Annotated in this window: 8 protein-coding genes and 1 pseudogene; 1 reads left to right on the forward strand and 8 read right to left on the reverse strand. The window is 72.8% G+C overall.

The window, feature by feature from the left end; all coding sequences use genetic code 11:
• The 6 genes and pseudogenes from ACFYOJ_RS31665 to ACFYOJ_RS31690 form a co-directional block, all read right to left on the reverse strand.
• Nucleotides 1-203, reverse strand: a pseudogene (locus tag ACFYOJ_RS31665) (hypothetical protein); the annotation flags it as partial.
• A gap of 602 nt (nt 204-805) precedes the next feature.
• Nucleotides 806-1,684 (reverse strand): hypothetical protein, encoded by an 879-nt coding sequence (locus ACFYOJ_RS31670; protein WP_356559490.1) that lies wholly within the window; start codon nt 1,682-1,684, stop codon nt 806-808.
• A 640-nt stretch (nt 1,685-2,324) separates the two neighbouring features.
• Complete coding sequence (locus ACFYOJ_RS31675; protein ID WP_388598366.1) at nt 2,325-2,936, reverse strand: GNAT family N-acetyltransferase; 612 nt, start codon at nt 2,934-2,936, stop codon at nt 2,325-2,327.
• A gap of 256 nt (nt 2,937-3,192) precedes the next feature.
• Nucleotides 3,193-3,660, reverse strand: a complete 468-nt coding sequence (locus ACFYOJ_RS31680; RefSeq protein ID WP_356559434.1) for a lasso peptide biosynthesis protein — start codon at nt 3,658-3,660, stop codon at nt 3,193-3,195.
• A gap of 430 nt (nt 3,661-4,090) precedes the next feature.
• Complete coding sequence (locus ACFYOJ_RS31685; protein ID WP_356559432.1) at nt 4,091-5,299, reverse strand: hypothetical protein; 1,209 nt, start codon at nt 5,297-5,299, stop codon at nt 4,091-4,093.
• Between the two features lie 846 nt (nt 5,300-6,145).
• A complete protein-coding gene (locus tag ACFYOJ_RS31690) occupies nt 6,146-7,156 on the reverse strand; it encodes a hypothetical protein (RefSeq protein ID WP_356559508.1) in 1,011 nt (336 codons plus the stop codon).
• Nucleotides 7,157-8,061: 905 nt separating this feature from the next.
• On the opposite strand from ACFYOJ_RS31690, the gene ACFYOJ_RS31695 reads away from it, so the two are divergent.
• Nucleotides 8,062-8,262, forward strand: coding sequence for a hypothetical protein (locus tag ACFYOJ_RS31695; protein WP_388598370.1), 201 nt, complete (start codon nt 8,062-8,064; stop codon nt 8,260-8,262).
• 49 nt (nt 8,263-8,311) lie between these two features.
• On the opposite strand, the gene ACFYOJ_RS31700 is transcribed toward ACFYOJ_RS31695, so the two are convergent.
• Complete coding sequence (locus ACFYOJ_RS31700) at nt 8,312-8,497, reverse strand: hypothetical protein (RefSeq protein ID WP_388598372.1); 186 nt, start codon at nt 8,495-8,497, stop codon at nt 8,312-8,314.
• A 3,625-nt stretch (nt 8,498-12,122) separates the two neighbouring features.
• Nucleotides 12,123-12,302 (reverse strand): hypothetical protein, encoded by a 180-nt coding sequence (locus tag ACFYOJ_RS31705; protein WP_356559135.1) that lies wholly within the window; start codon nt 12,300-12,302, stop codon nt 12,123-12,125.
• Nucleotides 12,303-12,412 lie beyond the last annotated feature (110 nt).

Here is a 12,412-nt window from a genome sequence, read left to right on the forward strand (position 1 = left end):
GCCCGGCTGCGGCCGGTGGGGATCTCGGCGAGGCGCTCCAACTCCGGCCACGTGCTCGGCAGCAGGACCTCCTGGAGCACCGCGCGCGGCGCCGGCCGCCAGGACGCCGCCCGCGGGCCGGAGTCCTCGCGGCGCACCCGCACGCCGATCACCGGCCAGCGCACGCCGTCCAGGGCCGGGTGCCGGATCTCGTCCTCGCGCACCTGCTCCTCCCGCGGCGCCGACGGGCGTGGGCTGTTGCCGCTGCCCGGCCACACCGGTCCGCGCGTCCGGGCGCCCAGTCAGAACTCGGGTGCGACAGCCCGGTGCCGGCAGCCTTGCCGAGCCGCACGGGCCCATGACGAGGCGGTCGCCGTCCGTCTCCGTCTGGAGAAGTTGCGCCGGATGATGCAGGCCAGAGGGGGGACACCACGGTGCGGTGCGCGGTGCGCCGCGTAGTTGCTCGGGCCCGGCAGAGCCGGGGCCCGCCGGGGCCGGCGTCCGCGCCCATGCCCGGCTCCCACTGACCGGCGGCGGCCAAGCGCAGTCGGCACGGCCGGGGCACGACCCCCACGGGGGCGTCGTCAGAACGGAAGCGAGGACGGCATCGCACAACGTCGGACAACTGGCCCTCGACGAGCCGCAACCGGGCCGGGAAGCGCGGAACGACGGATACGGCCGAACAACGCCGAACAACTCCACCACCAGCAGCGATATGGGCGTGCCGGCCGGTGAGCAGCAGGGCGAGGGCGCCGCGGTCGACGGACGATGGAGCCCTCGCGCCCCGGCGGGCCGGTGAACGCGAGCGGGCGGGCAGGTGGGGTGATCACATGTCGGCGCCGTCCGCCGGGTCCTCCCCCGCCAGCCGGCGCCCTGCTTCGTCGAGGACCGCGCGGAGCCGTGCGCGCTGTCGCGTCTCCTCGGCCAGGCGGGCGGCAAGGACCGTGCTGTCGATGTACAGGGCGACGGCGGCGGCGACCAGGCGCCGGAGCTCGGCCGGATCGAGTGCTTCGACCTCCCACTGCACGGGACGGTTCGCATCGAGCCCGTAGCGGCGGGCGAACGCCGGCCAGCGGGGATCGCCCGGCTTCCCCCCGGCCGGCGGCAGCTCGTGCCCGCGGACCTGGTCGTGGGTGAGCAGCACGCGTTCCACCGAGGCCCAGCAGGCGGTACGCGCCACCCAGTCGCGTTCGATGTCGGCGCCGGAGGCGTCGAAGTCCCCGACGTAGAGCAGCACGGCCGGGCGCGGGTCGCGGGCAGTGCGCTCACGGACGACCTGGACGTAGCTCTGGCTGCCGAACCCCCGCACGACCAGAACGGGGATCCCGGTCTTCTCCAGCCAGCCGGTGAGCTGGGCGCGCAGGGTGTCCTTCTCGCAGGCCACGTACACGGCCGCGGCCTGGCCGGCGGTGTGGTCCAGGCAGAACCAGGCGGGCGCCTGACGCAGGAAGGCGCCGGCGTCCGGCCAGGCCGGCGGGACGTGGACCTCACGCAGCGGGTCGATCAGATCGGGAAACCCCTCCAGGCGGCGGGCCTGCGCGAGGCGCGCGGACAAGCGGCGGTAGGCCGGCGCGGTGTGCGGGAGGGCGGCCTCGGCCACCAGCCGGTAGTAGACCTGGCGCAAGGTGCAGCCGCCGACCGCGTCGTAGCCGGTCACGATGACGGCGGCCCGCTCCACCACGTCCGCCCAGCAGAGCCTGCCCACACCGGTACATGCACCCCTCGCCCCCCGACCGTCACGGCACGGGCCCGGCGGCGGGCATGGGCCGGGGCGAGGACGGCCAAGCGTGGAGGAGGCGGGACGACGGCGGGGCGCCGGAGGTGAGGGCAGAGGCAGGGCCGGGCCGGAGGGCGGGGACGGCGACCTCGGCAGCCGAGCGGAACGAACCGGCTGCCCGGCCCGAGCGACGGTACGACGGCCGGGCAACGACGCGAGCGACCCGGACGCCCGGAAAGGGGCCCGGCCCGCCGTCCGCCGGGCCGGCGCTGGCCGTCCGTGCTCGTCGCCCCAGGCGCTGTGCCGCCTGCCCCTGTCCGGCGGGACGGCGAGCCGGACCAGCGGCCAGCGGCCGGGGCGGTGGAGGCGGGCGGCGAGGGATGGGCGAAGCGTCAGCCCTGCAAAAACGAAAGGGCCAGGCGATCCGGACGCCTGACCCTCGCCTCCACCCCGTACGCGGGCGGATAGCACTCCCCCGGACTGTGTGCAGAACAAGCAGAGCAGTGACAGCACCCCAGGGGTTACACGCACCACAGTACTCACACCCCCAGCCTCTGTCAACTTTTTTACGTCGAGGTGGCCGGGGCCCAGGGACAGCCGCGGCGCCTGGAGCAGCGTAGCGGCGGAGTCAGGTGTCGAGCAGGCCCACCATGACCGTGCCGTCCAGCCTCACCGCCGCCGAGCGGCTCTTCCACATCAAGGTCGTGGTGGGGGTGGTCTGCCGGTGCACGTACGTCCCCGCGGCCGTGGGGATGCGGAGTGCCGGGCCGGGCGCGGTCCCGTAGCCGCGGGCGGCGAAGAACCCCACCGAGCGGGGCCGTACCTCGGCGAGCATGACGCGCGCGCCTTCGTCGCCCAGGTAGTCCTCGCAGGCGGTGAGCAGCGCGGACGCGGCCCCGCGGCGGCGGCGGTCGGGCCGGACCGCGATGCCGTGGATGACGCCGAGCTGGGTGTGCGCCGTCTGCCCGTCGTCGGCGAGGGCCAGCCCGCTGTAGGAGCCGCCGGCCACGAGCGAGTCCTCCAGCGCCACCTTGATCCGCTGGCGCCCGGACAGGCCCGCGGCACAGGACTCCAGCCCCTGCGCGATGTAGCCGGGACCCGCCCACGGGGCGCCGCCCATGAACCCGAAGGCCTCGGGCATCACGGCGCAGAGACCGGGGATGTCCACGTCGAGGGCGTCCCGGACGAGGAAGGAGCCGCCCGCCGGGCGGCGGGGCTTGTTCTGCTTCTGGCGTCCCACGAGCTGTCCCTTACGCTGTGACGGTACGGTGCCGCCAGAGTACGGACCGTCACCCTTCTGCCGCACAGGTCTGACACCAGACCTCCCCGGCCGAGGCCGGCGAACAGACAAGCGCCGGCAGCCCGACGGCGGGCGGGCTCACCGCACGCCGCCAGGTGACCAGCCCCCGGCAGCCACCGGACCAGGACCAAACGGGGACCAGACAACGGCCAGCAACGGAACGGCTCCAAGGACCGGGCCGGAGCCTCGGGGCCATTCACTCTCCGGCGTACAGCGCGTCGGTCAACCAGGCGGTGACGGCGAGGGTGGGAAGGTCGCCCTCGAACGGGACAGCCGGATGCCGGTTGGGGCATCCAAACTGGGCATGCCAGCTACGGTCGGTCCCCAGGAGAACAGGGCCCGCCCGCAGTGGCAGACCGTAGGTGTGGAACTGGTCGGCGGTGATGTCGAGCAGGACGCCGCCGCGCTCGAGCCAGGCATGGGTCAAGGTGTAGGAGTCCTCTTGACGGACGCCCGTACACAACTCCCACTCCCCCAGGCCCCTGTGGCGCAGGTGAGCGGCGAGAGCGAGCGAGGAGCGCCGGCACGCCCCGCGTGGAAAGTGCGGGAGCTGTTCAGGGAGCGGGCCGGTTTCGAAGGCAGCGCGGGCACGGATAGCTTCGGTCCGGACACGCTCCAGGTCGAGCGGCGGTGCGGAGCGGGTAGAGAAGGAGTGTGTCGTCATGGGCGCGGACTGTAGAGGACGGTCACGGCTACCGTCGCCTCCTCCCGAACCTCCAGGGGCGGGGACAAACGGCCGACCTCTCTCCGAGCCTGGCCGACTGCGGGGGTGTGCTGTTTGAGGAGACCCTTGCGCCGCAAGCCCTACCCTCAAGGCGGGTCGCTACGCGGGCGAGGCAGAGTCAGTCCTGGAGGACGTCGAAGACGCCGGTCTCGAACAGCGCCCAGCACAAGGCCACCGATGGGCTCTTTGTCCGGGTGCTCGGTCATGGCCTGCGCGGCATGGAACAACGTGCGGGCAGGGTGGGTGAGGAGGCGGGTGGTCAGCAGGAGCGCGTTCTTGTCGCCAGGGTGCGCGGCCGTGCGCGGGGCGGCGCACGGCCGGCGCTACCGGGGCTGGCGGGCGGTGGCCGGGGTGACGGGCGGGCAGATCGTCAAAGGCGGAACCCGCGGTCAGGGTCTCGGGCGTTGTCCGCGCTGAAGGGCTCGAACCACTCGTCGGCTGCGAGGCTCACCATGCCCATGGCCTGATGAATGTCGCTGTCCGGGGCCTCCATGCCGTCAAGCTGGGCGTCGAAGAGCATCAACACGTCGTGGTCCTCGAAGAGGTAGTCCGAGCAGCCCTGCCAGTCGTAGTCGGCGCTGTTCTGGGGCAGGTCGGCGACGAGAGCACGCACGGCGTTCGGGCGGTCGGCCGTGATCGACCGGGCCCGGTCGATCATCAGGTGGAGAGCCATCTCCTCGCCCGTACACCGAGGCCCCGTCCAGGTCTCGTCCGCCGCCTGAAGGTCGCCGGCCAGGTCATCGAAGGCCCGGGCCATCTGCCTGCGCCACTGCTCGCCGCAGCGCAGCGTGATCGCCGGGAGCAGGCCGAACACCCCGCCAACTCCACGAGGCAGGGGCTCGTCACCGAGCGCGGTCACCTCCTGCCAGGCCAGAGCGGACAGTTCCTCGCCCGCGAGGCGCAGCACGGCGGCCGTGCGGGCGGTCAGTACGCCCTCGTCGTCCTCTTCCGGCCATCCCTCTTCGTCCTCCTCGTCGAGGTGCGGGTGTCGGACACGGGAGACGAGACGGGCACGGGCACGGGCCGCGGCTTCTTCTGGCTTGGCGAGGCAGGTGTCGATGAGCTGGAGCTCGTCGTCGAAGTCCTCGGCGGCAAGCTCGGTGGCGGCCCGGGCGAGCAGGCGCGTGCCCGTGTCGGCGTCCGGCCCCGTGCGCGGCAGGACGACGGCGTAGTAGTTGTCGGTCAGCCGGTCGATGGCCTCGGCGACGACGGCGGTGACGACGGTCTGCTCGTCGAAGGGGGCCTGGATGTCCAGCCGGTCGAGGACCAGGAAGTTGCCGGGCTGTTCGACGGCCTCCTCCAGCTCGTGCGTGAGGCCGCCGTCCGGAGTCAGGAGTCGGCCGGCGGCGAGGGCACAGAGCCCGCCGTGGTCGGTCATCCGCTCAGCCAGATTGCCGGCGCTGTAGTACAGGCAGCGGGCCGCACGCAGGCTGCCCACCTCACGCTCGTCGTCCAGGACGCGGATGTGCCACTCCTGAAGACCCTGTCCGGGGTCGGCCAGGCGGTGGCGGTGGTGAAACTCGATCCCCAGGTTCGTGAGATCGGGTACTGAACGGGCGGTCACCGCGGGGGTGGTCATCGTTGCTCTCCTGTCGGCCGGACGTGCTACCTGGCGCGCCGCTCACCGTAGCGGCTCACCGTCGCGTACTGCCGGGGCGCGGGCGAGACGCGGGCACCCCGGCCCGCAGCCGGGGAAGCACGAGGAGCAGTCGCACCCGCCGGGGCGGTTCAGGCTCTGCCCGGCGCTGGCGTGGGACGCTCCTCGGCGCCGCTGTGGGGACGCGGCACGGTGACCGGCAGCGCCGGCCAGTCCTGCACGGCAACCTCGAGGAGGCCACCGATGCTGATACGGAGGGACCGGCGGAACCGCAAGCAGTGAGAGCGGCCCGGCAGCCGGGGCGCGGCGGTGCCGAGGCGCCGGGCGGGATGGAGGCAGGCTCGGGCGGAGCAAACCAGAGCGAGACGGTAGCGGGCCCGGGCGGCCGAGCGCGGCGTCGTGCGGGATGACCGGGGGCGGGACGGCGCCGGACCGGGTGGGCGGCGCAGCGGTGAGCAGCAGATCTTCCGGGCGCCGAACGAGCACCGAACGGACCACGGCCGGAGACCCGAGCAGGGCGGACGGACCCGCCGGTGCCGACATACTCACGGCCCCGGCGGGACGGCGGCCAGCGGCAGGGGTGGCCCGGCCGCCGAGCGGCGGAACGGCACAGCGGGGGCAGCAGCAGCGGACCGGGCGACGCAGCACGGGCGGGTCCCGCTCGGGTCACCTGGGGCCGGTCCCTTCTGCCCCGCCTTGGCGGGTATGGCTCCATCCGCGCTGCCGCGCGCCCTCTCGCTGCCTGCGGGGGCATACCCCCTGTCGTGTAGGTATTCGACGATCTGCGCGGCGGTGCCCGGCACGGCAGGCCACGCCAAGTGTGCGGTGTCAGCTGGTCTCGCTCTCCTTAGTGCTGATGGTGGTGATCCGGGCGGCACGGCGAGGGTCGAGCTGGCGTCCCTTGGGGCCGTTGACATGCTCCTTGACCCGGACCCTGACCTTCGGGCAGGAGCCGCCCGCTTCGATGATGGCCTTGTGGTTGTGGGGGTTGGGGCAGCGCCAGCTCCACTGCTCCTGGACCTTCCAGCGCAGGGTCTGCTCGGCCCACCGGTGCTCGTGTTCGGCGGGGACCGGGGTGCCGGTGTGCCGGGTCGCGGTCTCGCGGATCACGCGGACCGGACGGAACTTCACGCGCAGCTTGCGGCCCTTGCCGGTCTTCTGCGTGACCGTCTGCTCGTCGTGCTCGAAGGCGGGACGCAGGTCCCAGAACGCCAGGAGGAGTCCGACGAGGACGGATGCCGGGGCGGCCCCCCAGTGAGGGTGGTGCCCGTAGCTCTGGATCGACGTGCTGACCTGGGACACGGCCAGGACCATGGCGTTGGGGGTGTAAACGCTGCGGTCACGGCGCCTGGGGAGGAAGCGCGGCGGGAGGGTGTCGTAAAGGTCGGAGGCCCTGGTCAGTGCGGTGACGGCCAGGTGGAGGCTCTCCCCGGTCCCTTCGGACTCCCAGGCCAGGCCGTAAATCGGGAGGTCGGAGGCGCCGGTGATCGGATCGGCGAAGAGCACAACACCAACCGGGGCGGGAGCCTCGTCGGTGCTTTCCAGAAGGTAGCCGTCGGAACTGGTCACCAGCTCGTGGTCGGCTACGGCTGCGGTGAGCCCGGGAGATGCGACCCACACCTGGGCATGGTCAAGATTCCTGGACATGTCGGTGAGACGCTCGAGGTGGAATTTGACGGACTGCTGGTCAGCGGCGAAGTCCCAGCCGGTCCGACTCAGGTGCATAGCCCGGAGGAGGTCCAGGGCAGCGGACGCGCCACCGGCCTTCTTGCCGAGGAAGTCGGCGAGGTCCGCGCGCATCTGCTCAGCGGTCACAGCGAGGTCGGTGAGGCTGGGCATGGGGTGACTCCATGTGTCGGGAGTGGTCGTTGCTGGCTGGGCGCCGGTGGGCCGCTCTGCTCCTTGCTCTGGCCGGTTGGCTCGCAAGGCGGGGCAAGGGTGCGTCCACACCACCCATACCCTTTAATGTACTCCACTGTGCACAATGCGTCAACTTTAAAGGGTCAAGTGGTTTGTCGATACGCCCGCCGCGACGGCGGGACACAGTCTGCGAGCGGCCTCGGGACCAGTGCCCGGGGCGGCGCCAGCCGGGCGGACATGACCACAGGACGCGGCACCAACGGCACGGGCCCCGCAGCCAGCAGCACCACGACGACCAGACCGGACCATGCAGCGAGGGCGTGCAAGGCGGCACAGGTGCTCTCGGGCCGGGACGGGACAGCAGGACGGGAGCAGTGGGCGCGACTGCGAGCAGCAGCCCCGCCCAGGACAACAGCCGCGGCCGGACCGGACGGCACGCAGCATCACCGGGCAGCGACGTACGGGGGGCCGGACAGCACGGTCGAGGCGCGCGGCCGGCGGCACAGCACGGCCAGCAGCAGCGAACGACAAGACGCGGGCCGGGCGGGGCAACGGCGGCCAGCCGGGGCCGGCGGGCGGCCAGGGCCAGCACGGGCGCGGCAATAGGGCAGCAGCCGGCGCGGGACGACACAGCACAGCGACGAGCGGCGGCGGGGACGCGGCGCGGGCCGCGGAGGCCGGGACCGACAGGGATCAGCATGGGTGAACGGCGGCGGCGCGCGCTCTGCGCCATGCTCCGGGAACCCTCCCCGTGCAGGCCTGTCCCGGCGGGCACGATCGGCGGCATGAAGACGTACGCGGAGACGACCAGGCGCTGCGCGAGCTCGATGAGATCGGCCAGCAGCGCACCGCGCACAACCAGGCAGGGCTCCGGCTGACCGCCCGTGCGCGGCAGGACGGCGGCTCGTGCACTGGAGGCGGGCATCTCCCCGCTGGGGATCAGCGAGCGGACCGGCTACCAGTCCCGCACGGCCGAGAAGCGGGAGACCCGGGTCGAGCGTGCGCACAAGCGCGGCCTGCTGACGGCCCTGCGCGAGCGCCGGCGCTCGCGCGGCCGCCGTACGGACGCGCCGGTCCGGCCGTGAGGCGCGTGCCGTGCGCCGGGCCCCGCCACGACGTCGCTCAGCGCACTACTCACCCGGCGGTCGACCGGGACAACGCAACGTCGGCGCTCGGGTCACCGGCGCATTGCTCGTCCTCTTGGTCCTCCTCGTCGCGGCCGCCGTCGGCAGGCCAGATCCCGAACGGGCCGGGCAGACCGGGACCGGTGGCACCGAGCTGGGCAGCACCGCCCTTGAGCCGGTGATGGGCACGGATCACGGCGTCGTTCTCCTTGTCGGCGGGGCGTACCCGGACATGGTGGCCCCGGCTGGTGGGCGGGCGGCAGGTTTCGGCCTTCCGAGCAGGCGAAGGGCCCCGTTTCGTGGAAAGGGGGACGAGGGCCGGTCGGACGGCGAGCAGCGGAGGGCCCGGAACAGCGGACCACTAGACGCGGCCAAGCAGCCGGGCGGCGAGGGCAGCGGCCAGGCGGCAGGCCGAGGGGCCGGGGGCCGGCGACGTGCTCAGGGGCCGGGGGCCGCGGCGGGCGCGGGCAGCAGCACTCCTCCGGACCAGCAGCAGCCGACGCGGCCGGCACAGTACGGTACAGCGGACGTCGGAGCACGGCGGGGTACGGCCGGGCGAGACACGGGATGGCACGCTGGACTCGGAGGCCGGCAACCGCCGGGCCCGGCACGCGGCAGAGCAGGGCGCCGCCGGACACACGGCCCAGGGCGGGGACGCGGCCCGGGACGAGGCGAGGCGGACCCGCACGGCCGGGCCGAGGACCACGCTGGACGACGCAGGACCCGCACAGCGCGGCCCGCGGCGCGGGCGAGTCCGGAACCCCGGACTCGGAGGCCCGGGCAGCGCGACGACGAGCGCGGGTCCAGACGGCAACGAGCGCGAGCGAGCAGCGGGACCGGGCCGTGGGGCGGCGAGCAGCACCACGACGGCCAGACCACAGCGGAACGGCGGCGCCACGGCGACAAGCACCGGCACCACCAGCAGCACCAGCGGGTGCAGCAGCACGGCACCGGGCGGCACGAGCCCTGGCGGCGACGGCGGGGCGACGCGGCACCGGCCCGCGGCGCGGCGCGCCGCTGGAGACGCGGGACGGACGGCAGGCGGGCGCGGGCGCCAACGGCCCGGTGCGGACGGCAGGATGGCCCGCGGGCGGCGGGACGGACTGTCCCGTCTCAAACGATCACGCCGTGGCCGCGGCCGCGCCCTGCGACGACCAGTTCAGTTGAGACGGAATCAGCCCGTGAATCTCAGAGGATCTGGTCCCGGAACCGCGAATGCGCCGCGTGCGCTCTGCCGCTGACCAGGGCATCTCAACCAGCATGGCTCGGCAGGACCAGATCGTCCGAGACGGGGAGCAGATCGCCGGAGACGGGACACGGACGGCAGGCTGAACTTCTCGACGTGGTGTCACGCTGTCACGCCCGACACCCGAATGGCCGAGAAACGCTGGTTTCCCCAGGTCAGAGCCTGATTCTGGGGAGCGTGACACCCGGCGTGACACCGAGCGTGACGTCCTCGGTTGCTCTGGTCGGCTCCTGCGGTCCATATGCGCGGGTGGGAGGCGGTGGGCGGAGTGCCGTCTTGTCAGTCCAGAGCTGTGTCGAAGCAGTTGCTCGAGGTGTGGGCGTGCTCCTGCTCGGACGACCCGCTCACCGGCGTCGTCCACCTGTGTGCACCCCCTAACGCCGGACGGCGAAGCCGAGACCTCGAGGGGCTGCGGGAGCGGCGGCGCTGTCGAAGTCGATGAAGGCGGCGGGACGCTCAGTCCACACCCGCGAGCGAGCGGGGCACTGTCGGATTACGCGGCCGCGCGTACGCAGCATGGCTTGCAGCGACGGGCCAGCAGCTCGGGCAGCAGATGCGGCAGTGCCAGCGGTGCAGCATGCCTCGGTGTCGTGCTGCAGGCGGTGGGAAGCAGCAGCACTTCGTACTTCGGCGTGTAGCAGAGGCGCCGGGTGAAGCAGCGGTGGGAAGCAGCGCGGGTGCAGCCAGGTACGCTGCCGCCCGCGCGCTGCACCGGCCCTGTGCCGCGTGCGGGCGACGATGCGTCGCTGGCGCTGCATCTCGGAGGCGGGCAACGACCCGTGCGGCCGGCCGGGATCGGACGGGCGGTCTGTCAGACGGCCGTCTCGTCGGCTTCCGGCGGGTGCCGGCGAAGGTCTGCCCTGCCGGGCACTGGGAGGCCGGGACCTGTGGCGCCCGCCATCGGAGGCCCGTCTGCGGTCTCGCTCGGTCGGCAGTGTCCCGTGCCAACGAACGGTGACCGCGTGCCACTGAGGAGTGACGGACTGCCATTGGATCCGGTGCGGGCCGTTGACGGGCTGCCCAGGTGCCGAGGCGTTCCTCGACGTGCTGACCTGCGCAGTCATCCTTCGATGACACAAACGGCCATCCATCAGCCTTCGGTGGCAATCGGTCAACGATCACTGTCACAGGACAGCCCCGCTCAGCTCGGCCCCGTGGGCATGCGGCGGGACCGCTGTCACGCTCTCCTCAGCGAAGCACCGCCGTGCAGGGAACTGCGCAGGTCAGGGCAAGTTTTCAGGGAGCGTGACAAGCGGCCGTGACAGGCGGCGTGACGCTGGGCGTGACACGAGCTGGGCCGGGCGAGCAGGAGCCGCCCGGTCCTGACCCGGGCGGCGGACGACGGCACGTGGCCTGGTGGCAGACCTGGGTCGGTGATCGCGCCGGGAGGCCTCGGGGCAGGCCCGGCTCGGCACATTCACGCCGGGGCAGGCGGGCGGAGAACGACGAGTAGCGGAGTGCAGCGATGCGGCCGCTGGCCAGGGTGTAGCAGCACCGGATGCTGCCCGCCCCTCGTGCAGCAGCCTGTGCCCGGGGACTGTGCAGCGGCGGCCTGCGGCTGCTGGTGTGCAGCATGCAGCAGCGGCAGCTGCAAGAGGGGACGGGCTCGCTGCAGCACGGGGTGGCGAAGCTGTACTGCCCGGCCATGTGCTGCATGCGCGGGCGGGCAGCGCGCCGCCAGGACCCGGCGGGGACGCGGTAGGCCTGAGCAGCGCGGTGATGGGTCGGTAGCGGGCGGCGGGCGGGGGACAACGTGGCCGGGTCCGGCACGCGGGGTCGGCGGGCGGGCGACGGCGATGCGGGGAAGGGCCGAGATGGCGGAGAAGCAGCCGCGCGGTGCGGCCCCGGCGGTCGCCGCGCTGTCATCGGAAGGTGTGTCACGGCCTCACAATGACCGTCCGGGCCGGCGCTTGGACGCCCAGTCCGGGTCGAACTGCGGGGGAGGTAGATGCTGGTCAGCCGCATCCCACGACCGGGCGTTGGCAAGGCTCCGTCTCGGGTGTGCGCTCCAGGCGACGAGGATGGCCCCAGCCAGGGCCGGCTGAGCCAGCCACCACGCAGCAGACCTGTGCTCCTGACGCTCGGCCCATCGAAAAGCCCGCTGAACAGGTCACCAGCACCGCAGCGCATTCCGGCCGCGACTCCAGCAGCCAGCAGGAAGAGGGCATTCACCTGCCCATCATCCCGTGCTCCTCGGCTCGGCAGCCTCATCGCAGCGGTGCGCCGCAGTTCCGCGACGCCGGAACCGACGGCCGGACGGCGCTGACGGCCATCCGCAGCACCGGGCTGCAAGGCGGCGCAGGACAAGCACTGTCACGGCGCATCCGCAAACGTGCGAAACAGCAGGGGGACACCACATAGACCCGCACCTGCAGACTCCAGGCCCACCCCCAGCCGGGCGCCAGGGGTCAACAGTCCAGGAGCGGGCCGTAGTGGTGCTGGTGGAGGTCGATGGCCTCGTGGATGTCGGCTTCTGTGAAACCACAGGCTCCGGCCGAGAGAGTGCCGTCGCCGAAGTCGATGGCGATGTCCAGCAGGACGCTCAGCAGGTCGTGGAGGTCGCGCGGGGACAGGGTCAGGGTGTGGCAAGGGCTGCCATGGGGGTGTCCGCGACCAGCACGAAGTCGCGCTTCTCGGCGATCGTCCCGGTGTATCCCCCGTGTCCGAACTCCCAGGCGGCTTCCTTCTTGGCGCCGAAGAACGCGTTCTCGACGTCCTGACCCGAGCCGGGGGTGATGAAGTCGTAGGCACCCATGCGTCATGACTCCTATCCGTCAGCACCGTGGCAGGCCGCCTTGGGGCGGTGGAACAGGTCCCCGTGGCCAGCACGGGAAGCGGGAGGGGGTACACAGCGGGTGGAAGGCA

It is taken from the genome of Streptomyces sp. NPDC006384 (assembly GCF_042870695.1).
In the GTDB taxonomy this organism is placed as follows: Bacteria; Actinomycetota; Actinomycetes; order Streptomycetales; family Streptomycetaceae; genus Streptomyces.

Coding starts and splice junctions, on each gene's coding strand:
- ACFYOJ_RS31685 (WP_356559432.1), bottom strand. CDS start 5,299: ATGACCACCCCCGCGGTGACCGCCCGTTCAGTACCCGATCTCACGAAC.
- ACFYOJ_RS31680 (WP_356559434.1), bottom strand. CDS start 3,660: ATGACGACACACTCCTTCTCTACCCGCTCCGCACCGCCGCTCGACCTG.
- ACFYOJ_RS31690 (WP_356559508.1), bottom strand. CDS start 7,156: ATGCCCAGCCTCACCGACCTCGCTGTGACCGCTGAGCAGATGCGCGCG.
- ACFYOJ_RS31705 (WP_356559135.1), bottom strand. CDS start 12,302: ATGGGTGCCTACGACTTCATCACCCCCGGCTCGGGTCAGGACGTCGAG.